Genomic DNA, 22,290 nt, shown 5'->3' on the forward strand with positions numbered 1-22,290 from the left:
GTTCCGTGTTCTCATTGCGTGCAAATCGGCGCTCAAAAAGTTTGTGTCAAGCGCGCGTCAGGGGCGTCGTCTGCGCCAGGCAGTTCAGCGAATCGCAATCGCATAGGCCATCATGCCCAGCACGTAGAGGGTTGTTCCCGTTGCGTTGTACCATGGCGCGCGGGCTTCGGGGTCGCGGATGAGCTTGACCTGCAACGGAAGCTGCGCCACCAGCAATCCCATCAGGACGGCGGCCCACAGCCAAGCCCCATACCACGCCAACAAGCCGACGCACAGCAGTTGCGGAATGTTCATCACATAACACGCCACCCGCGCGGCGCGTGGAATGCCAAGCTGAACCGGTACTGAGCGAATGCCCAGCGCCGTATCACCAGGCACGCTCTTGAAGTCATTCAGGGTCATGATTCCGTGCGCCCCGATGCTGTAGAGCACCGCCCCGGCAATGCTGGCCGGAGGAAACGCGCCCGATACCGCAAGGCAGCCGGTTGCCCAGGCGACGCCTTCATAGGCAAAGCTGACGAGTCCATTCCCGAACCAGCCGTTGCGCTTGCCGCGCACCGGCGGCGCGCTGTACAGCAGCGACATGACAAAGGCGGCGACCGTGATGAGCAGCACCGGCCACGCTCCAACCACCCACGCCATGGCAAACGAGGCCACCGTCAGCAATGCGCAGATCAGGATGCCCTGCGTCTCCGTGATGCGCCCCGAAGGAAAGGGACGCTGGGGTTCATTGAGGCGGTCCACCTCGCGGTCGCAGTAGTCGTTCATGACCTGCGACATCGAACACATCAGCGGCCCGGCCAGGATCGCGCCCAAGAAAAGTTGCCAGAGAAAGTCGCCAGTTGGGGCTGCCCCGCTACTGATCGCGCCGCAGAGAAACGCCCACATCGGAGCAAACCACGTGAGCGGCTTCATGAGTTCCAGCACCGCCCGCCAGAAGTCAGCCCGCGAGTTTAGGAGTGGCACGGAATAGGCTTGTGGTGCGTATTGATTGTCCATTGGCGTCAGCAGCCGGTTCTTCATAGGCTGACCGGGAGCGGTGAAGGGTTGAGGTGAGCAGCGTGGTGGGACGTTTCCCTTCCAACTTCGCTCATGGTCGGGCTGACCGCAACGGAAACTTTGCCGGTCGAAAGGTTTTCGCCCGACATGCTAACGTTATTCGTCCGGCGGGCCCGGACCGCGCCTGGGCTAGCCGGGCGTAATCTTGAAATCATTGTGAAGACTTGAGATGCCTAACCAAGCACCGTGGCTGAGGATTGTGGTGGGATTGGCGCTGGCCGTCGGGAGCGGGCTGGCGGCAGGGTTTCCGGCCGAGGCTCAGCGGTCGGGACGCGCGCCGGCGCGTCCGGCGCCGCAACGCGCGGCCCAACCCAAGCCGCCGCCGATTCCGGTGGTGGGTGCTTCCTCGCTTCAGGCGGTGGTCGAGCGCCTGTCGGCCCGTCCGGCTCTCCAGGGCGCGCGGCTCGGCGTACGGATTGAAGACGCGGAAACCGGAGAAGTGCTGGCGGATGTGGCCGGTGAAAAACGGTTCCTTCCGGCCTCCAATATGAAGCTCCTGACGACGGCGGCGGCGCTCGACGTGCTCGGGCCGGACTTTCGGGTGCGGACTTCGGTTTACGTCCCGGCGCTGGACGGCAACGGCACGGTTCCCGGCGACCTCATCCTGGTTGGACGCGGCGACCCAACGCTTTCCGACCGCTACAACAGCGACAAGAAAGACACCCGTTTGACGCCGCTCGAAACCTTGGCCGACCAGGTTGTGGCGGCAGGCGTCAAGGACATCACCGGCGATATTGTCGGGGATGAAAGCTATTTCCGCGCCGCGCCGTTGGGCGATGGTTGGGGATGGGATGACTTGCAGTGGTACTACGGCGCGGAGGTCAGCGCCCTGTCCGCAGCAGATAACCATGTGACCCTGACGGTCGCTCCGACGCGGCCCGGTGAAAAGGTGGCCGTGACGTTCACACCGGCCACGAACTACGTCACCATTCGCAATGAAGCCGTCACCTCGGCCGGCAAGGAAACCGATACCTTTGGCATTCACCGCGGCTTGGCGGACAATGTCATCGAGCTGTATGGGGCGCTGCCGCCGAACGGCGGACGCGAGCTGGGCGTGGCGATTCACGATCCGGCCCGCTTCACAGCCCACCTCTTTCGGGAGATGCTGACCCGCCGGGGCGTGGTCGTGCGGGGTGGTGTCCGGCGCGCCGATGCCAACTTCCGGCAGCGACAGCCACTTGCCACCGAAACCCTCAAAGAAATTGCTTCCATCGAGTCGCCACCCTTGGCGGCCTGGGTGCGGACGACGAACAAAATCAGTTCCAACCTGTTTGCCGAAATGCTGCTGCGGCATCTGGGCAAGGCACGCGGCGCGAGCGACAAAGATACGGATGCTGCCGGCTGTGAGGTCGTGGCCGAGTTTCTGTCCCGTGCCGGAGCGCCGGTCGCCGAGCTGAAGGTTCGGGATGGTTCGGGGCTATCACGCCTCGACAATGTCACCCCGGCGGCGCTGACGGCGCTGCTGCGTTACATGCGAAAGCATCCGGCGTGGGAAGTGTTTTACGATTCGCTCCCGATTGCCGGGCAGGACGGCACGCTCCGCCACCGGATGAAGGGAACGCGCGCGGCGGAAAATCTCCGGGCAAAGACTGGGACGCTGGACGATGTCAGCGCCCTGGCCGGTTATGTCACGGCCGCCAATGGGCGGGTTTTGGTCTTTAGTTTTGTGGCCAATTACCTCAACACCGCCCGGACGGCCGGCGTCACTGCCGGGGATGATTTAGGTCAGGCCATGGCCGAATATACCGGCGCGGCGGCGCCCAAGCCCGCGGCCGAGACCCCTACGGAGCAACCATGAGCAAGCGCTACACTATCGTCCTGCTGGCCGGGTTGGCCTTGCTAGGGATCGGCGGCGGGGCTTTTGCGGCGGGCGTGCTGGCCGGTCGGGAACTTTCGGCCCGCGAGGCCCAACGCGGCATCCAGCAGGCGCTGGGCGGCCGCTATGCCCGGAACAGCATTCATATCCGGCGCGTCTTGCCCGGCTTCTCTTCCAGCGATGCCATTGTCGAGGCCCAGGTCGAGGCGACATTCAAGTTTACCCGGACGGCGCAGGGCTGGCAGGCGACGGAAGTTCGGCTCGCCGACCGTGACTGGCGGAAGTTGGATGTGCTGACCCGTACCTTGGTCGAAAACCAGCCCGGAGAACCCTGAGCATGGCGCACTATCACCTGATTGGGATTTGTGGGACGGCAATGGCCTCGCTGGCTGGGATGCTCCGGGCGCGTGGTCACGACGTCACCGGCTCGGATGCCAACGTGTATCCGCCGATGTCGGACGTGCTGGCTGGGCTGGGGATTCCGGTCTGTCTGGGCTATGCCCCCTCCAACTTCACCCGTCGCCCAGATGTGGTCGTGATTGGCAATGCCATCGCCCGTGGCAACCCGGAAGTCGAACATGTTTTGGAACACCGCTGGCGCTATGCGTCGTTGCCGGAAGTCCTTCGGCAGGAGTTTCTATGGGGTAAGCGCGTCCTGGTTGTGACCGGGACGCATGGCAAAACCACGACCACGGCTTTGGCGGCACACGTGCTGACCGTTGGTGGTCTCGAACCGACATTTCTGATCGGCGGCGTGGCCGAAAACTTCGGCGTGAGTTTCCGGGTGACAGACAGCGACTTCGTGGTTCTGGAAGGGGATGAGTATGACACGGCCTACTTCGACAAAGGGCCGAAGTTCATGCATTACCTGCCGGAAATCGGCGTTGTGAATAACGTTGAATTCGACCACGCCGACATCTACCCAAACCTTGATGCGGTCAAGCTGGCCTTTCGGCGTTTCGTCAATCTCATTCCGCGGACCGGCGTGTGTATCGTGGGCTTCGATTCACCTCATGCCCGTGAGGTTGTGACGCGCTCACCGGCCCCGGTAGAGGGATTTGCACTTGACACCCCTGATGCCCACTGGCGCGCCGCTGACATCGCCTATACCGAGACCGGGATGCGCTTTACCGTTCGGCGCGGTGAGGTTGAGCTTGGGACGTTTACGTTGCCGACGTTTGGCGACTTCAACGTGCGCAATGCGTTGGCGGTGATGGCCGCCGCGACCTTCTGGGGACTGACCCCGGAGCGCATCGCCACCGGGCTGTCCACGTTTCAAGCCGTCAAGCGCCGCATGGAGGTGCGCGGTGAGGTTGGCGGCGTGACGGTGATTGATGATTTCGCCCATCATCCCACGGCGGTGAAAGCGACGCTGGCGGCACTGGCACATCGCTTTCCGGGTCGCCCGTTGACGGCCGTCTTTGAGCCGCGTTCCTGGTCTTCCCGCAAGCGGGTTTTTCAAATCGCTTATGCCGAGGCCTTCGACGCCGCTCGGCAAGTTGTCATTGCGCCGGTATTTGAGCGTGAAAAGGTCGCCGATGACGACTGTTTTTCACCGGAACAGCTTGCCGCCGACCTGATGGCGCGTGGCAAGTCGGCGGCAGTCGTCAGCGGAGCCGCAGCCATTGTGGATTACTTGCTGCCGCGGCTTGGCCCTGGCGAGGTCGTCGCAGTGCTGTCCAATGGCGGTTTTGGAGGCTTGCACGACAAGCTCCTGGCGGGGCTGCGCGCTGTGACCGGCACGCCGGCCTGATGCACGCCAGCTCGATTGTCACGCTGGCCCAATTGCCGTGACGCTGGCCGAGGGTCAGTTCAGTCTGACCAGCCCTGTCCGGTGCCCGCGGTATCGCGCTGGAGCAGGGATTGCGGTATCGTCAGGCATCCGGTGAAATGCTTCCGGGAACGTGAGACGCTTCCGGGAAAGGATGCGGATGGAACGCTTGGCTCAAACTGAACCTCGACCGCGCCGCCACCCAGCCAGTCGCCACTGGCGACGGTGGCTTTTGGGGGGCGCGGTGCTAGTCGGCGTTGGGAGTAGCCTGTGGTTTTGGAGCCGCGCCCCAGTGGAAAACCACGCCGAAGCCACGCTGCGGCAGATTGCCACGACAACCGGTTTGGTGCTCAACGGACGCCTTGCCAACCTGCCATCATCCAAAATGGCGCCGATCCACCGGGGCGACGATCAGGACAACCAGGCGCAGCTTCAGCTCAAGGCAACGCGCCAAGACTTGGAGCAGCGCCTCATCCGTACCCCAACCCCGGCCGGCCACCGTGCGCTGGGGCGGTTCTACCTGGCCGAAGGCAAGCCACTGGCCGCGTTTGCCCACCTCCAACTGGCGGTTCAGGCGTTTCCCTGGGATGCCGGGTTGCAAAGCGATTTTGGGCTGGCCCTGCTTGAAGCCGCGCGAACCTCGCCCGAAGCCGCCACGGAAGCACTGGAAGCCTTTGATGAAGCGTTGCGGCTCCAACCGGATTTGCTAGAAGCTCACTACAATCGGGCCCGCGCGCTCGAAATCCTCGGCCGTCCAACTGAGGCGCTTGCCGCTTGGCGGGCCTATGCCGCGCGCGATGCTCAGTCGGCCTGGGGTGCGGCGGCGCGTGACCGGGCGGCCTTTCTTGAGCGTTATGGCAATGCTCCGGCTCACCCTTGACAGCGCCTGGCGCTTTCCGCGCAAAAGCATGAAGACACTCATTTCACTTGGTTGGTTTGACCGTCTGGCCGGCGCCGGGCCGTTTCTCATTCGGTTGGCCGTTGGCGGCGCGATGGTCATTCACGGTTCGCAGAAGCTTTTTGGCGATCCGGGACGCTTTATCGGCTTCGTCGAAAAACTCGGCTTTCCACTGCCGACCATCTTTGGTTGGGCGGCGATCTTGGCTGAGTTTTTGGGTGGCATCGCCCTGTTGCTCGGCCTCGTCACCCGGTGGTCGGCTATCTTCGTAGCCTTTACCATGGGCGTCGCCGCTTTCGTTGCCCACGCCAACGATGGCTTCAACAAGCAGGAGTACCCGCTCGTGCTAATGCTGGGGGCCTTGTCGTTGTTGGCGTCGGGCGGCGGCCGGTTGTCACTCGATGCCTGGCTCTTTTCCAAGTCCGCCGGCGATGAACGGCTTTGACGGACCGGCGCAGAGCCGGTGGTCTCAAGCTCACCTACTTCACGACTACTTCGCCGTGCTTTGCTCAGTTGAGCGTCGCCTTGCAGGTCATGCCTTCGGTCACCGGCGTTCCCGGCGGAATGGATTGCGTCCGCACTGTGCCAAATCCACTGGCATCCAGGCGAATGCCAACCTTGGCGCACGCCATCAGCGCGGAGCGAACCCCCAGCCCACGCAAGTCTGGCATCCGAAGGCTGTTGTTGATGGTAACGACCGTGGTTGGTTCCGAGCTACGCGGTTGGGCAAGAACGATGTCCGCCGTGCGGGACGCCGCCGGACGGAATGCGCCCCCAGCGTCGCCCCCATCTGGTGTGGCTTCCCGTGGGATGGGCGTGCCGGTGGCCCAGGCGGGGTCTATGTCGGGCGAGATGTCCGGTGGAATTTGGAGCAGGGGAAGCAAGGTTTCGACCACGCGCGCAAAGACTGGCGCGGCAGCATCTCCGCCATGATGGCGGCCGTAAGGCGGTTCATCGAGCATGACGGCAATGGCCAGGGCTGGGCGAGTGGCCGGCGCAAAGCCGACAAAGGAAGCCACATAACGGGTTTCTGAGTATCGCCCACGCTCGACTTTCTTGGCTGTCCCGGTCTTGCCGGCCGTGCTGTAGCCCCGCACGGAAGCGCGTTTGCCGGTGCCTTTTTCGACCACCGCCCGCATCAGTTCGGTCAGGTCGCGGGCCGTCTCCTGGCTGACCACCCGGCGCGTCTTCGGCTTGATGTCGAGCAGCGTGTCACCGGTGGTGGAAACAATGCGTCGGGCAGCGTGTGGCTGCACCCAAACCCCACCGTTGGCAATTGTTGCCGCTGCGGCACACAACTGGAGTGGGGTCACGTTGACGCTGTAGCCCATCGGGACAGCGCCAAGGAGGGCATCACTCAAGTGGCCGACGCCACCGGCTGTTTCACCGGCCAGGCCGACTTCGGTGAGTTGCCCAAAGCCAAAACGTTCGACGTAGCGCAGTAGCCGGTCGCGGCCGAGCCGGATTCCGGTTTTGATGGCAGCCACATTGGACGACTTGGCAAAGGCCTCTTCGGCGGTGAGTGCACCATAGCGTCCGCCGTCGAGAATAGTATGCCCATTCATCTGAATCGAGCCGCCCTGGCAATCAATCCTCTGCTGGCGGGTCAGAAGCTTTTCCTCAAATGCGCCGGCGTAGGTGATGATCTTGAACACCGAACCCGGTTCGTAGTGGTCCATCACAGCTCGGTTGCGGTAACGACGCAGGAGGGATTCGGCGTCCTTGGGTGGGTCATGGATTGGTTCGCCAAAGGAGGAAGCCAGCGCCAGGACGTCGCCGGTGGACGGTTCCAGCACGGCAATGGCGCCGCCTTTGCAACCTTGTTCGCGGATGGCTTCGCTCAAAATCCGCTCGACTTGGAGCTGAATCTGTATGTCAAGCGTGAGCACGAGGCTCTGCCCGACCTCCGGCGATTCTTCAAGGACGTTGAACACCTTGCGGCGCGCATCCTGTTCCACGATAACCCGCCCTGGCTTACCGATGAGATGCTTTTCAAACGCGCGCTCGACGCCGGCCTTGCCGCGCTCTTCGGTGTCATCTTCGCTCAGTCCGACAAACCCGACGACCGATGCGCCCACCAATCCCTGGGGATAATGGCGCTGCATTTCAGTCACCAACTCCACGCCCCGCATCTCAAGCTGTTGGACCGCCTTTTCTTCTTCTGGTGAAACTTTGCGCTTGAGCGCGACAAAGGCACTTGAACTCCTGAGTTTCCGCCAGACGGTCTCACGGTCGAGTCCGAGGATGGCTGCCAACTGGTCTGCCTTTTGGAGGTCTTCACCCGTGAGGTTTTTGGGTGCGACGTAAACCGAAGCCGCTTTGAGGCTGGTCGCCAGCTCACGCCCCTGGCGGTCGAGAATTTTTCCGCGGCAGGGTGGCGTTTGGAAGGTCTTTTGCTGTTGCTGTTCGGCTTTTTCGCGCAGGGCGTCCGCCTGATAGACCTGGAGCTGAACCAGCCGTCCCACGACGATGAGGAGCCATAACCCAAGCAGTCCGCCAATCGAGAAGAGCCGCCACACTGACACCTGGGCCGTGGCGGCCGGCGCGACGGCACGGCGGCGCGTCACCGGCGGCACGACATTGCGCACCGGGGTAGCGATTCGTGTGGTCATGGTTCGGCTCAGGGGCATCAGCGGCGAACCTCCGCGCGTATGATCTGATTCGACCTCGGCAGTGAAAGGTCACGTGGTCGCGCCAGTTCACCCAGGTACATCGGCGAAAGTTTCTGTTGCCGCTCGTTTTCAAGCCGCTCGCGCTCACGGTTCAGCTCACTGAGCTGTTTGCGGAGCAGATTGGTTTCGTAGTTGAGCCGGAGGGCTTCCAGTTGTTGCCAGGCGGCAACACTGAACCCAAGGGCGAGCGCCAGACCAATGAGGCCAGCCAGCGACCACCGGCACAGGGCGCGCCGGTCGAGGGGGCGGCGAACCCGCCGGTTCATCACCGGAGAGACATAGCGGTAGCGGGACATAAAACCTCCCCACTTGCAACTTGAGACTCCCCCCCGGTTCGATGGTTGATTCACCGACTTGCGCGTGTGTGGCTAAAGTCGTTCGGCGCTGCGGAGCTTGGCGCTGCGCGCGCGTGGATTGGATGCCGCTTCAGCCTCGGTCGGGACGATCGGCCGGCGATGCAGCAGCCGTAACCGCGGCGTCGGTGTCAGGCGGCGGCCCCAGAAATCCACCGGAGCGTCTTCGTCCGGCAGTCCGGCTTCCCGCCGCAGCGCATGCTTGATCGGACGATCCTCAAGCGAGTGAAACGTGATCACTGCCAATCGTCCGCCCGGCGCAAGGACGTCAACCGCATCCGATACAAACGCTTCCAGTCCGTCCAGCTCTCGATTGACGGCAATCCGCAGCGCCTGGAAGGTACGGGTTGCCGGGTCAATGCGTTGCGGCCCACGGGTTGGAATCGCTTGCCGCACCAGTGCCGCCAAGTGGTGGGTCGTCGTAATCGGCGCTGTCCGGCGGGTGTTGACAATCGAGCGCGCCACGCGGCGGGCGTAACGTTCTTCACCCCACTGCTGGATGGCTTCGGCTAGTTCGGCTTCGGTCCAGGTGTTCACGATGTCGGCCGCCGTCAGCGATGCGGTGGCATCCATGCGCATGTCGAGCGGGCCATCGTGGCGAAAACTGAAGCCGCGCGTCGGGTCGTCGAGCTGCCAGGATGAAATGCCCAAATCCACCAGCACGCCGTTGACCTGCGACCATCCCATCTCCATCAGCATCCTTTTCAAGGAACGAAAGTCACCGTGCACGAACCGCACCCGGTCGCCGTAACCAGCCAATCGCTCGGCCGCAGAACGGAGCGCGCCGGGGTCACGGTCAATCGCAATCACCCCCCTGGCCCCAGCCCTGAGGATGGCCGCGGTGTGTCCGCCAAGCCCAATGGTGCCGTCCACAAACCACCCCCCGCGTGCCGGTTCGAGGGCGGCTAACGTCTCGGCCAGCAAGACCGGTGTGTGTTGTGGCTCCACGTCGCGCATACCAAGAGCTTCACGCCGTTGCGCCATAGTAGGCAGCCCCAGGGCTTGGCGTCAAGCTGGAGATGAGTTTTTTGCTTGGAATAACTATTCTTTATAGAAAGGTTTAGTCGCTTGAAAGAAGATTTCGGTTGATAGTTTGCCGTGACCCACCCGAAGGTTGCTCAGGACTGCCCCAAGCCAGTTGGACCACGACTTCGACGTGCGCCGTCTGTGGGAATAAATCCAACCCGACCAACTTGGTGAGTTGATAGCCATGCGCCAGTAAAAACTTGAGGTCACGGGCCAGCGTCGCCGGATGGCACGAGACGTAGGTCATTCGGCGTGGGCGAATGGTGACAATCCCTTTCCGGACAGTATTATCCAGCCCGGCGCGGGGTGGGTCCACAACCAGCCAGTCCACGCGCCCGGTAAAGGCCGCTGCCCGCCTCTGAAGCCACCGCCCGCAGTCGTCAGTCATCACCTGGACATTGGTGATGTTGTTGCGTGTGAGGTTCTCGCGCGCGAAGGCTGCCGCATTGGGCGAAGCTTCGATGGCCAAAACTTGTGCGAACCAGCGGGAAAGCGGCAGTGTAAATAATCCAACCCCGGCATAGAGGTCGAGCGCCAGGCCGCCAGGCAGTGGTCCGGTTGGCACGACCTCACGCACAAGCGCGGCTACGAGGTTCGAGTTGACTTGAAAGAAGCAGCGCGCATCGTAGGCATAGACGAAATCACCGATCCGTTGCGTGATCGGAGAGGTTGGGAGTGCGGCGACCGGGGCGGAGGCAGAAAGGGCGTTATCCTCGCCAAGCGCAATGTCGAGCGTTTTGCTGGGGAACGGTGGTGTGGCGCGTTGGCGCAGGATACCGGGAAGTGCGGCTAGCGGTGGCGCCAGGAGCAGGCACGTCTCGATGTCGCAGAGATCATTGGTTCCGCCGGCATAGAAACCTACCCGTATGCGCTCCCCAGTGGGCAGTAGCTTGAACTGTACCCGGCCGCGGTAGGCCCACTCATCGCCAGTAATGATGGGGATGGCTTCGCGCCAGTTGATATGTCCGAGCCGGAGCAGGGCTTCACGGATAACGTCTTGTTTAGCCTCGACTTGCGCTGCATAGTGGAGATGTTGCAACTGGCAGCCGCCGCAATCACCATAGTGTGGACAGGGCGCGCTCCGGCGCGCGGTTGAGGCTTCGATCACCTCAATCAACTGACCCCGGGCAAAGGTTGGTTTTTCCTCAACGATGCGCACGCGCACCAGTTCGCCCGGCGCGACCTGGGGGACGAAAACGGCTCGCCCATCTGGGAGATGGGCGAGGCCTTCGCCCCCAGCGACGAGACGTTCAATCCGAAGTTCAAGGGATTCGACCATGGCGCACACCCCAGGCAAGGTCTGGCTTGAGGTTTTGCGCACCGATTTTAGTCTGATTTGCCGACCGCCATCTGTTCGGCAAGTTGCACAATCGTCCGCACCCCAAACCCAGTTGGGCCTTTTGCTAGGTCGGCTTTGTCGCCGTCCAGCCAGGCGACTCCGGCAATATCTAGGTGCACCCAGGGCGTATCCTCGACGAATTCACGCAGAAACCAGGCAGCCGTGATGGAGCCGGCATAGCGATTGCCCAGATTTTTGATGTCGGCAATATCGCTCTTCATCAGTTCGCCATACTCTTCATCCAGTGGCAACTGCCAAACTTTCTCGCCGGCAGCGCTGGCGGCTTGCGCAACGCTTTCAATAAAGGCTGGCTCGGTGCCCATCAGTCCGGCCCGTTCCTGACCGAGCGCCACCATGACCGCGCCGGTGAGCGTGGCCAAGTCAACGATATGCGTTGCACCCCCATCCTTGCGCGCGTAAGCCAGGGCATCGCACAACACGAGGCGGCCTTCGGCGTCGGTGTCAATGACTTCAATGGTTTTGCCGCTGTAGGCATGGAGCACGTCGCCTGGTTTGTACGATGTGGCCGATGGCATGTTTTCAGCCGCCGCGACGTAGCCATCCACAGCAATCGGCGGCTTGAGTCGGGCAATGGCCTGCATGGCACCGATTACCGCCGCGCCGCCGGACATGTCGTATTTCATTTCCCACATCGCATCGCGTGGCTTGATGCAAATGCCACCGGTGTCAAAGGTAATGCCCTTGCCGACCAAGGCAAGCCGGATGTCACCCGGCGCGGCTTCCGCGGCCGGACGGTAGCTGAGTCGAATGAGCTGAGGTTCTTGGGCGCTGCCCTGTCCGACTGCCAAGAGTGCGCCCATGCCAAGCTCCGTCAGTTGGTCGCGTCCGAAGACGCTGCACGTCAGACCTTCGCGCTCGGCCATGGCTTGCGCGCGGCGCGCCATTTCGAGTGGCGTGAGCTTGTTACTTGGTTCTTGGGCGAGGGTGCGGGCGAAATTGACCGCTTCACCCAGGATCACGCCCCGGTCAATGCCCGGCCGAACCGCCGCTTCATCGGACGGAGCAATGCACAAGGTAACGGTTTCGATGGTTTTCACGTCATCTTTTGGCTTGCGATAAAGCGCCGGGTCGTACAGTCCGGTCAAGATGCCATCCGCCGCCGCCGCCGCGGCCACCGCTGGTTCAAGCTCACCACGAAGCGCAATGGCCAACGTCGTCAACCCTTTCTTGACGGTGACCCGTGCCGCCTGGGCACTGCGCTGGCGCAGGGCGCGCGCATTGAACTGGGCGGATGGCCCAGCCCCGATCAGGATGAGGCGTTTCGCTGAAAGTCCGTTCGGGGTATGGATGACCGCGACTTCACCCACTTTGCCACGTATTTCCGTGCCAAATACGCTGGATAGCAAGTCCGGGAGCGCCTCGTCAAACGGTGATAGGGCTGGGCTGGTAAGGGAATCCTCTTCAAAAACGAATACAGCCAATGCATCGGCGGACACTGTGCGCGGATCGCGCGTCCAAGTTTCAAAGTTCATGCCGTACAAGAGACTCCTTGGCGTGTGGAATGCCTGAAGCTGACCACAGGATGAGTTCGTTATAGTACTTGGCAACGTCTGAGAAAAAAACCATGTTCTGTGAGGATTGCCTTCTACAAACACTTGCGCCAAACACTTGCGCCGCAATCGTGGCGCAAAAACAAATATGGGAGCCGAAGCTCCCATATCATTTTTCTCTGCGTAGGATACGCCGTTGATTAGAACTGGCTGGTCATCACCGCGCCGCTTGGAGGAGTCTCAGCTTTCTTTTTGCGACGACGACGTTTCTTCTTCATAGTCTTCGTGCCAGTCCCACTGTTGGCGGCTGGTTGCTCCTGAGCATAAGCCGTCTCGATGACGCCAAAGGTGGTTACGCCCATGACGAGCGCAACGAACAGCGAAAGTGCAACTTTCTTCATCGTCCTAGAGTCCTTCGTCTGGAATGGGGTTCAGGTAAAAGCGTTCATTGGTGATGAACACTTACCTGAGCACCTATGGGTGCAACCTGCGTGCCAGGGCTTTCGAGATCGTTAGTCAGTCTCCTAAATTCTTGAAAAAAAGCTAGTTGCTCTCCATGAGCGGGAGCTTTGCAACTTTTGACCAAAACTGGATGGGGCAAGCTGGTGAGGCGCTTTGGTCCGAAATGACCAAATTGCCCCAGCGATACCGTGACATCGCCACCGTTAGGTTTGAAAAAACCGACTTTTTGGCCGGTGCCGGCGTCCTATGCCGTGCGTTAGAGACTGACGCGCACGCGATGACTGACCAACGTAGCTGGCCGGGAGAAGACCAACCTGTGGTGGAAGCCTCTGACCTAGAATTGGTTGAACGGACACTAGGCGGTGAAAACCATGCCTTTGAGATGCTGGTTCGGCGCTGGGAGCGTCCGATTTTTAGCCTGGCGTATCGCCTAGTCGGCTCAGACGAAGACGCGCGTGATGTGTGCCAGGAGACGTTTCTGGCAGCCTTTCGTCACCTGAAATCATTTCGCGGCGAGGCTAAGTTTTCATCCTGGCTCTACCGGATTGCGCTCAATGCTTGTCATTCCCGGCAGCGCCGGCAGCCGGCCGAACAACTTTCTTTGGAAGAGCAGGCTGAGGCGCGCGGCTTTGACCCACTTGATGCGTCCGCGTCCGTGGATGAGCGACTCCTGCATGACGAGCGGGCACAACTGGTTCGGCGGGCGCTGGCTGCGCTTCCGCCGGAGATGCGACAGGTCATCGTCATGAAGGAATACGAGGGGCTGAAGTTTCATGAAATTGCCGACGTGTTGGGCCTTCCGGTCAGCACGGTCAAGACGCGGCTTTACACCGGACTCAATATCTTACGGCGGCGTTTGGAAGGGCTTGGCTTGGCGCGTCCGTCTCGGTAAGGAGGAAGTTATGCCGACGAACCATTCGTCATCGGCCGCTTGCGACCGCGGCCCGGACTTAATGGCGTATCTCTATGGCGAGGCGTCACCGGCTGAGCGTGCTGACATCGAGCGCCACCTCCAGACCTGCGCGACGTGTCGCGCTGAACTGGAAGGTTTTCAAGCCGTGCGGACAGCGCTCCAGAGCTGGGAAATGGATGCTATTGCCCCACGGCTTCAACTGACGCTTGCGCCATCGCCGTGGCAGGCCTGGCGCGAGTTTTGGGCAACGCTCCCGCGCTGGAGCCGGCTGGCGGCTGGCGCAGCGGCGATGCTCGTCGTGTGTTCGCTGGTCAACGTACGGGTGACCATTGGCGCACAGGGGGTTACCGTGGCGACCGGTTGGTTTGGCAGGTCTGAGGTGTTGCCGACCGGAGCTGCGGACGTGGCGATACCTACCGTTGAGGCACAACGGACGGCTGCTGCCCCACCATCCAGCCTGGACGAAGCCGCGTTCCGGCGCATTGCCGCGCAAGTGGTTGCGGAGTCAGTCGCCGAGCAGTCCTCCCGGCGAGATGCTGAAGTGGACGCCCGGCTGAAAACCGTACTGGATGCACGCCTCAAGCAGCAACGCGCTGAACTGTTGCGCCTCATTGGTCAGCTCAACCGTGAGCAGCGATTGCAAGTCGCGGCCTGGATACAGGAGAGCGAGCGGCGGACAAGTCCTGACCTGCTCGACTTGGTGAGTACGTTTCCGAGCGCCGAGGCCGAGGGTGACGAATAACGATGCCGGGCGCTGCCAGCGAATGCGGCGTCAGAGCGAATGGCCGGTGACGCGCACGCGCCGGTGTCGTTCGGACTGGGCGGCGGTTGACCAGCCCGAAACGCGACTGTAGCGATTGGTCAGCATCGCCAGGGTCTCGACTTGCGGAGCGCCGCAGGCCGCGCACGCCCGCGCACTGCCCACGGCGACGTGACCGCAGACGCTACAGGCCGTGAATTCTGGCGATGCCATCAGCCCGGTGGTCAGGCCGTTGAACCGGACCTTGTCCACCAATGTGGCAAGTTGTTCCGGCGTCGGCAGTGCGTCGCCCAACCAGACATCCGTGGTGGCGTTGAGCAAACTGCCCTGCTGCACTTCACCTTCCCACTGGGCGCGCTGCCATGGACTGAGATCGGCCGCCGGCGAGAGTTTGGCCCCGTTGACGTAGTTTTCAACGGGATATGCATCATCGAGCGGATAACCATCGGCAGCAGTTCGGGGAAAAAAACGGGCGTCCATGTGGGCAAAGCGTTCCGTCATGCCTTCGGCATGGGATTCAGCCAGAACGAAATGCGTTTTGTGGCGCGACGACAGGCGCGTGGCCTCGGCGGCGAGGTGTGCAATCACCCGCGCTCCAAAGTCACGGGCAACCGACGATTCATGAAGTTGGTGTCCGGTGACGGCTTGCGTCAGGTCATTGAGTCCCACCGGGCACACGCGGTGCGTTGTCCGGCTCAGTTTCAAAAAAGGGCGTCCGCCGCGCCGTGCTGCCAGCAGTGCCAGCGGGCCATCTTCGCCGCGCGCCAGTAACTTTTCCAGAAACACCCGTTTTTCGAGGTGTGACTGTGCGGCAATGTCCATCAGCCGCGTCAGTTCTTCAAACACTTCGACTACCTTCCCTGGAGCTGCACGGTGGGCGGCGCGTGGAAGGTTGATGGCGACGGCCTGGAACGCCGCCGCGCACCATTCATCGGTTGCTGCCTCGGCAAAGCTGGCCGCGTAAGGCAACCCAAACCGACTGAGAAACGCCCGGTCTGGCGTGTGGTCGAAGGCAAACCAAACATTGCCCCGTTCAAGCGATGCCCGACAGGCCTTGACGACCAGCGTCTGCCATTCGGGGTCGGCGTCTTGGGGCGTTGCGTGGAGCACCAGGCGAATGCCAGAAAACGGTAGCTTTTGTCCATCCCCGTCGCGGTAGGCGGCAAACAGCGCCCAGAGAAAGCGCCGGGCAACCGACCGATAGTCTTGGTAGGTCCGCCCAGTGAAGTTACCACCGGGCCCAATGGCCGGGCGCTCGGCAAGGTACGGCGGCACTTGCCAGTCGAGGTGAATGACGCAGGTCGGCAAGTTGCCACCACGCCCAACCGCCGTGGCCGACAACTCGAACATCAATGCCTCAGCAACTTGCAGGAGTTCGCGCTCCCCAAGTCCGTCCAGATAAGGCGCAAGGCTGAAGTTGACGGCGTCCCACTCGACCGCACCGTTGACATAACCCTGGAGCGCGGCCGAGGACTTGACCAAGTGGGCAACGAGGACTTCGGGATGCCGTGCCGGACGCGACGCGGCGAACCGATTCGGCAGGGTGAAGCCGTGACGCTTGACGACATCCGGCGACTGGACGATTGCGTATGGACGGTCAATCGCGCCCAGGTCTTGAATAAAAATGTCACCAACGAGGTGGGCCTCGGCGACCGGCGCCGAAAAGACCGCCAAGAGAGCGTATTCGCGCTTGATAGCTGCCGCAATTTCGAGTCCGGTGCCCTCTGGTGTCAGTGGCAACGGTGTCGTCCGCTGATTGGCTTGTTTGATGATCCGGTCAATGTCGGTAATCGGCAGCCCAAGGCGGGAATGGGCGCGATACTCGGCGTCAAGACCGTACTCGATGAGCTTGGCGTCAATGAGTGTCCGCAGCAGCGACGATGTCACGCGGCGCAGTGCCGATTGCCGGACAATGGCTTCAATGTCTTGCGCAATGCGCTGGGCAAGTTCGGGTCGTAGCCCGGTCTCCAGGCGCAGTGACTCCACAATGCGCCGCGCGTCAAACCCAACGATACTGTCGTCCGAGCGCCGAACAACAATCTCTGTGTCTGTTGCCGGAAGCGGTTCAGTAAGTGGTCCAATGGGCGACGTTTCATTCATGCGCCCCTCTCTAGCCTGGCAGATAACATGCTGCTGGGAAAGACTGCGACATCCTGAAACCTTGCCAAATGGTGATGGGAGCAAAGCCTGTGGCCGGCTCGCCGACAGCTAGGCTAAAACTTTGATAATCCTAGCACATTAGACCACTTGTCTCAAAAAACTGAAGCCTGTGAGCTGGTTCTGAACCGGGCCTGGGTAGCGGCTGGTTGTTCTACCCGCAGACTAGTAAGATTGTGCCAGCCAAACTTCATGATGCCTTTGGTTTATCCGGTGACACAATTGTGGCCTACGATCCGCATCGCCACCATCGCCGTTCTATTCGTCTGAAGGGGTACGATTACACCCGGCCTGGGCTGTATTTCGTCACGCTGTGCACGTTGGACCGGGCGTGTCTTTTTGGCGAGGTGGTGAATGGGGCCATGCGGTTGAACGCCTTTGGCGAAGTTGTGCGTGATGAGTGGTTCAAAACCGCCGAAGTGCGCGGGTACGTGCGATTGGACGAAAGGGAATTCGTGGTCATGCCCAATCACATACACGGGGTGATCGAGATCGTGGGTGGTCGTGGCAACGGTGGTGATGATGGCGTCGGGTCGTCGGTAGGGTCGTCGGCGGGGTCGCCGGTGGGGTCGTCGGTGGGGTCGTCGGCGGGGTCGTCGGTAGGGTTGTCGGTGGGGTCGTCGGCGGGGTCTTCGGCGGGGTCGTCGGTGGGGTCGTCGGCGGGGTCGTCGGCGGGGTCGTCGGCGGGGTCGTCGGCGGGGTCGCCGGTGGGGTCGTCGGTGGGGTCGTCGGTGGGGTCGTCGGTGGGGTCGTCGGCGGGGTCGTCGGTGGGGTCGTCGGCGGGGTCGTCGGCGGGGTCGTCGGTAGGGTTGTCGGTGGGGTCGTCGGTGGGGTCGTCGGTAGGGTCGTCGGCGGGGTCGCCGGTGGGGTCGTCGGCGGGGTCGTCGGTGGGGTCGTCGGCGGGGTCGTCGGCGGGGTCGTCGGTGGGGTCGTCGGTGGGGTCGTCGGTGGGGTCGTCGGCGGGGTCGTCGGTGGGGTCGTCGGTAGGGGCGCAGCGGCGCTGCGCCCCTACAAATACCGTGGATACCGTGGATACCGCGGGTGTCACGAATACCGCGGGTGCCGTGGATGGCACGAATACCGTGGATACCGCGGGTGTCACGAATACCGCGGGTGCCGTGGATGGCACGAATACCGCGGATACCGTGGACGCCACGAATACCGCGGGTGCCGTGGATGGCACGAATACCGTGGATACCGCGGGTGTCACGAATACCGCGGATACCGTGGACGCCACGAATACCGCGGGTGCCGTGGATGGCACGAATACCGTGGATACCGCGGGTGTCACGAATACCGCGGATACCGTGGACGCCACGAATACCGCGGGTGCCGTGGATGGCACAAATACCGCGGATACCGTGGACGCCACAAATACCGCGGGTGCCATGGATGGCACGAATACCGCGGATGCCGTGGATGGCACGAATACCGCGGATACCGTGGACACCACGAATACCGCGGATGCCGCGCGTCCACGGGTCAATCCTGGTTCGATTGGTGCCATCGTCCGCGCATTCAAATCGGCCACAACCAAACGCATCAATGCTTTGCGTGGAATGCCCGGCGCGCCGGTCTGGCAACGCAACTACTACGAACGTATCATCCGCACCGCTAACGCGCGGCACCACATCCGTCAATACATCGTGACGAACCCCGCGCGCTGGCTCCACGACCGCGATAACCCACTTGTGACCCTGTCTGACTTGCAGGACACTTGACGCTGCATTTGATTATCGGCACTTGGCCGACGATACAAGTCACCAGGCGGTTGATGGGATAAGCGGGCGCAATTGGCGCTGTGAATCTAACGGGGGGTTGAACCCCCGTTGGTCGTCAAGCGGTTGATAATGGCTTGACCGTCAGCCGTCGGCGGCAATCCTTCTAGAATCAACACATCCACGCCGCGTCGTTCAATCCGCACGCCGTCGCCAACCATGATCCCGGGTTCCGGCTGCGCAAGGGCGTGGCTTGGGAAACGGCGCATGGTTCGTGCCACGTACGCATCGAAAAACGCCTGGCTGTAGGCTGGCGCATCCCAGCGGGTCACTTGGATCAGGCATAAGTCACCCGTTTTGCGGTGCTCATAAAGCGCCGAGCGGTCGCCACCCCACCCCTGCGCGGCGCGTTTCGCCTGCTTTTCGTCAAGGAATTCACCCAGGATCAACCGATAGCCAAACTCTCCTTGGACGTCGTCCGTCACAAAACGCCAGTCTGCGCCAAGTTCGGCGCCCAAATCCGGTATCGTCACAGGTAGGGGATGTTCCTGAGCAAAATACTTTTCGGGATGCAGCACTTGCTCGGTGCTTTCTGGCAGGTCGGTAAACGTCTGTGAAACGCGCAGCCAGCCGCCCCGGCGTAGCACGGCTTGAACGAAGTCCGCTCCGCCAGCATAGGGAAAGAGCAGCGACTGCTTGAGTGCCTTGGGCGCGGCCGCCAGCGCCGGTGATTGTTTAGGGTCGTCGCTCATAGCACCGAAATTTTCAAGCAGCGTGCCAATGGAGATGGGCAGTTTGCGGATGTCCATACGACCGTCGAAGGCGTAAGCCAACATCGCCACCGTCGCATCCCCTTCAATCAGCGCCCGAATCGCCAGGTCACGGTCGCTGTTGCCCTTGGTTGGTTTCTCGAAGCGGCGCAGATCAAAGTGCTGGTCCTGCAGCGCATGGGTTAGTTCGTGCGCAATAGCGATGCGCTGGTTATCGGGGTCATCGCTCACAAGACTTTCAGTCAAAACAAATTCACCCGTCTTAGGCTGGTAAAAACCGGCGATTTGTTCGGTCAACAGGCGAATCATTTCCTCGCGAAGCTTGTAGTCGCGCGGAATCAGCCCCAAGGCGACGAGCATTTTGTTTTGCGCAGCAAATTCTTCAGGGGTTTGCGACGACTCGAAATCCTGGATGACGACCTTTTCAACTTCCTTGCGCGAGCGATAGCCCGATTTGACCGGGCGCTTGATGGGCAACTCCCGCAAGCGCGAAACATCGCGCAGGATCGTGTTCGTTTCGGCCAGGGCCGCGGCCACCTTGGGGGGCAAGGAGCGGCGCTGGGCAGGTGTCATCCCGACCGGCGTCAAGAGCAGGCAAACGACCAAAGACCACCGAAACCACTGGAGCGCAAACCCCGACGACTTGACCATGACGCAACAGCCCCCTGAAAAAACTCGCCAGACGATAATCGCACCTGCGTGAAAACGCCATGCAAACATTGCGGGAAGCTCGCAGGGTGGCCGGAAAAAGTTTTTTTGCGCAGGTTGGCCGTACAAAGTACGTTTTAATACCTACGCTTTTCACCGCCCAGCCCAATCGGGCGGTATGCCGTGGCCATCGCTCGATTCCAGTAGTGCGTCATGTCCGCCCTGACGCGCGGATGATTGGCGCACTCCACTTCCAACCGCTTCAGACTGGAAAGGAGTTTTGCGGCATGAACGTTTTCGCCACACCTCACCTACGCAACGTCGCGCTTGTCGGCCATGGACACGCCGGCAAGACCTCACTGGTGGCCGCCTTGCTCTACACCACGGGCGCGACGCCTCGACTTGGCAAAGTCGCCGATGGCACAACCATAACGGATTTTGACGAAGTGGCGATTGCCCACCAACTTTCAACGCATAGCAGCGTCGCCCACGGGGTCTGGCGCAACCATAAGCTCAACTTGCTTGATACGCCTGGAGCAACGGCTTTCCTCCCAGATAGTCGTCTTGCGCTGCGCGCTGCCGAGACGGCACTGATCGTCCTAGATGCCCACAACGGCGTTGAGATCGGCACAGAGACGGTTTGCCAGTACGCTGCCGAGTTCAACCTGCCGTGCTTTGTTTTCATCAACAAGCTCGATAAAGAACAAACCGATATTGACACCAGCTTGCAGGCACTGGCCGAGCAATGTGACCTGCGCCCAACCCTGTTCCAGCTTCCAATCGGAACCGAGAAGCAGTTTCGCGGGGTTGTGGATGTCGTGCATCAGCGCGCATTTCTTTACCAAACGGATGGCAGTGGCGCCTTTGTCGAGGCGGATGTCCCAGCCACCCTGCGGGATGCCGTCGCCAAAGCGCGGGAAGTGCTCATCGAACGGGTCGCCGAAACGAATGACCAGTTGCTCGAAGCCTTCTTTGAGCAAGGCACGCTGACCGACGAGCAGTTGTTGGCGGCGCTGCCGGCCGCTATTCAGGCGCAAGCGCTGACACCGGTTTTCCTTGGCTCGGCGACGCTCAACATCGGGGTTGCCCAGTTGCTGGATGCGCTCGTGGACCTTGCCCCAGACCCGGCGCATGTCGGCGGTTGGCTGGGAACGTCGCCACTGGATGCCGACCTAGTATCTCCGCGTCATGTCACGGATGATGAACCGTTCGCCGGTTATGTCTTCAAGACGCTGGACGAGCAGTTCAACCGCATCTCGCTGTGCAAGGTCGTTTCGGGCGTGGTGCGCCCGGACACGCTCGTGGCCAATGGTGGACGCGGCACATTGGAAAAACTGGCCGCGCTCCATGCGCCACAGGGCCGCCAACTCGATAAAATTGCCGAAGCCCATGCCGGCGACATCATTGCGTTGACCAAGCTCAAGGATACGCACACCGGCGACACGCTGTGTGACAAAACCGCGCCGGTTCGTTTCGCGCCGGTGAGTCTTCCCGAACCGGCTATTGCCTTTGCCATCGAGCCGAAGTCACGCGCTGACGAAGACCGACTTTCTGGGGCAATCCTTCGACTCATTGAACAAGATGGGACACTGCGCTACGCGCGCGACCACCAGACCAAGGAATTCATCCTTTCCGGCGTCAACCAGCAGCACATTGAACTGACCGTCGAGCGGCTCAAGGTGCGTTATGGCGTGGAAGTCGCCTTGCATGCTCCGAAAGTGCCTTATCTGGAAACCTTCAAGGGACGGGCGGAAGTCCACGCGCGTCACAAGAAACAGACGGGCGGACGCGGTCAATTCGGTGACTGCAAGTGTGTGTTCGAGGCGCTACCACATGGCGCTGGATTCAAGTTCGTGGACAAGATCGTTGGGGGCGTCATTCCGCAGCAGTTTCGTCCGGCCGTCGAAAAGGGAATCGTGGAAGCGGCCGAACACGGCGCACTGGCCGGCTACCCGGTCGTGGATTTTCAGGTTGAGCTGGTGGATGGTTCCTACCATACCGTTGACTCGGATGAGCTTTCGTTCAAGCTGGCCGGTCGCAAGGCCTTTCGGGCAGCCATGGAAAAAGTCAAACTGGTGTTGCTCGAGCCGATCATGCACGCCGTCGTCAGCGTCCCAAACGAGATGGCCGGCGATGCCATGAGCGACCTTTCAACCCGGCGCGGCCGGATTCTGGGCATCACGGCCAAGGGAAACAAGCAGGTCATCGAGGCGCACGTCCCGCTTGGCGAAATGCTGAGTTACGCCACGGCGCTCAACTCACTGACGAGTGGACGCGGGAGCTACACCATGCGTTTTGCCCATTACGACGAAGCGCCATCCCAGGTCGTGCAGCGGGTCGTTGCCGAAGCGCAGGCTTCTGGGCGCGTGAAGGCCCTGGAAGAAGTTTGACCGACCGGCTTTACTAGCGGGTGATTG

19 protein-coding genes are annotated in these 22,290 nt (G+C 61.6%); 9 read left to right on the forward strand and 10 right to left on the reverse strand.

Features of this window, described 5'->3' with window-relative positions; all coding sequences use genetic code 11:
• Nucleotides 1-84 precede the first annotated feature (84 nt).
• Nucleotides 85-1,023 (reverse strand): chlorophyll synthase ChlG, encoded by a 939-nt coding sequence (gene chlG / locus J8C06_RS01225; protein WP_246602054.1) that lies wholly within the window; start codon nucleotides 1,021-1,023, stop codon nucleotides 85-87.
• Nucleotides 1,024-1,228: 205 nt separating this feature from the next.
• Between chlG and dacB the strand changes: the two genes are divergently transcribed.
• From dacB to J8C06_RS01250, 5 genes are all read left to right on the forward strand, one after another.
• Nucleotides 1,229-2,857: a D-alanyl-D-alanine carboxypeptidase/D-alanyl-D-alanine endopeptidase gene (gene dacB, locus J8C06_RS01230; protein WP_211428987.1), complete on the forward strand. Its 1,629-nt coding sequence runs from the start codon at nucleotides 1,229-1,231 to the stop codon at nucleotides 2,855-2,857.
• Nucleotides 2,854-3,210, forward strand: a complete 357-nt coding sequence (locus J8C06_RS01235; protein WP_211428988.1) for a hypothetical protein — start codon at nucleotides 2,854-2,856, stop codon at nucleotides 3,208-3,210. The genes dacB and J8C06_RS01235 overlap by 4 nt, the downstream gene beginning before the upstream one ends.
• A gap of 2 nt (nucleotides 3,211-3,212) precedes the next feature.
• On the forward strand, nucleotides 3,213-4,628 hold the full coding sequence (mpl, locus tag J8C06_RS01240) for a UDP-N-acetylmuramate:L-alanyl-gamma-D-glutamyl-meso-diaminopimelate ligase (protein ID WP_211428989.1): 1,416 nt from the start codon (nucleotides 3,213-3,215) through the stop codon (nucleotides 4,626-4,628).
• Between the two features lie 178 nt (nucleotides 4,629-4,806).
• A complete protein-coding gene (locus J8C06_RS01245; RefSeq protein WP_211428990.1) occupies nucleotides 4,807-5,526 on the forward strand; it encodes a tetratricopeptide repeat protein in 720 nt (239 codons plus the stop codon).
• A 28-nt stretch (nucleotides 5,527-5,554) separates the two neighbouring features.
• The gene (locus J8C06_RS01250) at nucleotides 5,555-5,989 is read left to right on the forward strand and encodes a DoxX family protein (RefSeq protein WP_211428991.1); all 435 of its coding nucleotides are present in this window, start codon (nucleotides 5,555-5,557) and stop codon (nucleotides 5,987-5,989) included.
• Nucleotides 5,990-6,053: 64 nt separating this feature from the next.
• On the opposite strand, the gene J8C06_RS01255 is transcribed toward J8C06_RS01250, so the two are convergent.
• From J8C06_RS01255 to J8C06_RS01280, 6 genes are all read right to left on the reverse strand, one after another.
• On the reverse strand, nucleotides 6,054-8,156 hold the full coding sequence (locus tag J8C06_RS01255; protein ID WP_211428992.1) for a penicillin-binding protein: 2,103 nt from the start codon (nucleotides 8,154-8,156) through the stop codon (nucleotides 6,054-6,056).
• Nucleotides 8,157-8,173: 17 nt separating this feature from the next.
• A complete protein-coding gene (locus tag J8C06_RS01260; RefSeq protein ID WP_211428993.1) occupies nucleotides 8,174-8,512 on the reverse strand; it encodes a hypothetical protein in 339 nt (112 codons plus the stop codon).
• 72 nt (nucleotides 8,513-8,584) lie between these two features.
• Nucleotides 8,585-9,526: a 16S rRNA (cytosine(1402)-N(4))-methyltransferase RsmH gene (gene rsmH / locus J8C06_RS01265; protein WP_211428994.1), complete on the reverse strand. Its 942-nt coding sequence runs from the start codon at nucleotides 9,524-9,526 to the stop codon at nucleotides 8,585-8,587.
• A 103-nt stretch (nucleotides 9,527-9,629) separates the two neighbouring features.
• Nucleotides 9,630-10,874, reverse strand: coding sequence for a class I SAM-dependent RNA methyltransferase (locus tag J8C06_RS01270; protein WP_211428995.1), 1,245 nt, complete (start codon nucleotides 10,872-10,874; stop codon nucleotides 9,630-9,632).
• Nucleotides 10,875-10,921: 47 nt separating this feature from the next.
• A complete protein-coding gene (locus tag J8C06_RS01275) occupies nucleotides 10,922-12,427 on the reverse strand; it encodes a leucyl aminopeptidase (protein ID WP_211428996.1) in 1,506 nt (501 codons plus the stop codon).
• Nucleotides 12,428-12,645: 218 nt separating this feature from the next.
• Nucleotides 12,646-12,846, reverse strand: coding sequence for a hypothetical protein (locus J8C06_RS01280; protein ID WP_211428997.1), 201 nt, complete (start codon nucleotides 12,844-12,846; stop codon nucleotides 12,646-12,648).
• A 224-nt stretch (nucleotides 12,847-13,070) separates the two neighbouring features.
• On the opposite strand from J8C06_RS01280, the gene J8C06_RS01285 reads away from it, so the two are divergent.
• Both J8C06_RS01285 and J8C06_RS01290 read left to right on the forward strand, forming a co-directional pair.
• The gene (locus tag J8C06_RS01285) at nucleotides 13,071-13,799 is read left to right on the forward strand and encodes an RNA polymerase sigma factor (protein WP_211428998.1); all 729 of its coding nucleotides are present in this window, start codon (nucleotides 13,071-13,073) and stop codon (nucleotides 13,797-13,799) included.
• Between the two features lie 10 nt (nucleotides 13,800-13,809).
• Nucleotides 13,810-14,562: an anti-sigma factor family protein gene (locus J8C06_RS01290; RefSeq protein WP_211428999.1), complete on the forward strand. Its 753-nt coding sequence runs from the start codon at nucleotides 13,810-13,812 to the stop codon at nucleotides 14,560-14,562.
• A gap of 30 nt (nucleotides 14,563-14,592) precedes the next feature.
• Here J8C06_RS01290 and nrdD read toward each other — a convergent pair whose 3' ends face one another.
• Both nrdD and J8C06_RS01300 read right to left on the reverse strand, forming a co-directional pair.
• Entirely contained in the window at nucleotides 14,593-16,680 is a 2,088-nt protein-coding gene (gene nrdD / locus J8C06_RS01295) for an anaerobic ribonucleoside-triphosphate reductase (protein WP_211429000.1), read from the reverse strand.
• Between the two features lie 526 nt (nucleotides 16,681-17,206).
• A complete protein-coding gene (locus tag J8C06_RS01300; RefSeq protein ID WP_211429001.1) occupies nucleotides 17,207-17,785 on the reverse strand; it encodes a hypothetical protein in 579 nt (192 codons plus the stop codon).
• On the opposite strand from J8C06_RS01300, the gene J8C06_RS01305 reads away from it, so the two are divergent.
• Complete coding sequence (locus tag J8C06_RS01305; RefSeq protein ID WP_211429002.1) at nucleotides 17,766-18,458, forward strand: transposase; 693 nt, start codon at nucleotides 17,766-17,768, stop codon at nucleotides 18,456-18,458. The two genes, J8C06_RS01300 and J8C06_RS01305, sit on opposite strands and share 20 nt — an antisense overlap.
• A gap of 86 nt (nucleotides 18,459-18,544) precedes the next feature.
• Here J8C06_RS01305 and J8C06_RS01310 read toward each other — a convergent pair whose 3' ends face one another.
• Entirely contained in the window at nucleotides 18,545-19,876 is a 1,332-nt protein-coding gene (locus J8C06_RS01310; protein WP_211429003.1) for a hypothetical protein, read from the reverse strand.
• 284 nt (nucleotides 19,877-20,160) lie between these two features.
• Here J8C06_RS01310 and J8C06_RS01315 point away from each other — a divergent pair, with 284 nt between their 5' ends.
• On the forward strand, nucleotides 20,161-22,263 hold the full coding sequence (locus tag J8C06_RS01315; RefSeq protein WP_211429004.1) for an elongation factor G: 2,103 nt from the start codon (nucleotides 20,161-20,163) through the stop codon (nucleotides 22,261-22,263).
• Nucleotides 22,264-22,290 lie beyond the last annotated feature (27 nt).

Origin of the sequence: Chloracidobacterium validum (genome assembly GCF_018304825.1) — a bacterium.
Taxonomy (GTDB): domain Bacteria; phylum Acidobacteriota; class Blastocatellia; order Chloracidobacteriales; family Chloracidobacteriaceae; genus Chloracidobacterium; species Chloracidobacterium validum.

What these genes read in the sequence shown, in the direction of transcription:
- chlG (WP_246602054.1), bottom strand. Translation starts at nt 1,023, where the DNA reads ATGAAGAACCGGCTGCTGACGCCAATGGACAATCAATACGCACCACAA.
- dacB (WP_211428987.1), top strand. Translation starts at nt 1,229, where the DNA reads ATGCCTAACCAAGCACCGTGGCTGAGGATTGTGGTGGGATTGGCGCTG.
- J8C06_RS01235 (WP_211428988.1), top strand. Translation starts at nt 2,854, where the DNA reads ATGAGCAAGCGCTACACTATCGTCCTGCTGGCCGGGTTGGCCTTGCTA.
- mpl (WP_211428989.1), top strand. Translation starts at nt 3,213, where the DNA reads ATGGCGCACTATCACCTGATTGGGATTTGTGGGACGGCAATGGCCTCG.
- J8C06_RS01245 (WP_211428990.1), top strand. Translation starts at nt 4,807, where the DNA reads ATGGAACGCTTGGCTCAAACTGAACCTCGACCGCGCCGCCACCCAGCC.
- J8C06_RS01250 (WP_211428991.1), top strand. Translation starts at nt 5,555, where the DNA reads ATGAAGACACTCATTTCACTTGGTTGGTTTGACCGTCTGGCCGGCGCC.
- J8C06_RS01255 (WP_211428992.1), bottom strand. Translation starts at nt 8,156, where the DNA reads ATGACCACACGAATCGCTACCCCGGTGCGCAATGTCGTGCCGCCGGTG.
- J8C06_RS01260 (WP_211428993.1), bottom strand. Translation starts at nt 8,512, where the DNA reads ATGTCCCGCTACCGCTATGTCTCTCCGGTGATGAACCGGCGGGTTCGC.
- rsmH (WP_211428994.1), bottom strand. Translation starts at nt 9,526, where the DNA reads ATGCGCGACGTGGAGCCACAACACACACCGGTCTTGCTGGCCGAGACG.
- J8C06_RS01270 (WP_211428995.1), bottom strand. Translation starts at nt 10,874, where the DNA reads ATGGTCGAATCCCTTGAACTTCGGATTGAACGTCTCGTCGCTGGGGGC.
- J8C06_RS01275 (WP_211428996.1), bottom strand. Translation starts at nt 12,427, where the DNA reads ATGAACTTTGAAACTTGGACGCGCGATCCGCGCACAGTGTCCGCCGAT.
- J8C06_RS01280 (WP_211428997.1), bottom strand. Translation starts at nt 12,846, where the DNA reads ATGAAGAAAGTTGCACTTTCGCTGTTCGTTGCGCTCGTCATGGGCGTA.
- J8C06_RS01285 (WP_211428998.1), top strand. Translation starts at nt 13,071, where the DNA reads ATGACCAAATTGCCCCAGCGATACCGTGACATCGCCACCGTTAGGTTT.
- J8C06_RS01290 (WP_211428999.1), top strand. Translation starts at nt 13,810, where the DNA reads ATGCCGACGAACCATTCGTCATCGGCCGCTTGCGACCGCGGCCCGGAC.
- nrdD (WP_211429000.1), bottom strand. Translation starts at nt 16,680, where the DNA reads ATGAATGAAACGTCGCCCATTGGACCACTTACTGAACCGCTTCCGGCA.
- J8C06_RS01310 (WP_211429003.1), bottom strand. Translation starts at nt 19,876, where the DNA reads ATGGTCAAGTCGTCGGGGTTTGCGCTCCAGTGGTTTCGGTGGTCTTTG.
- J8C06_RS01315 (WP_211429004.1), top strand. Translation starts at nt 20,161, where the DNA reads ATGAACGTTTTCGCCACACCTCACCTACGCAACGTCGCGCTTGTCGGC.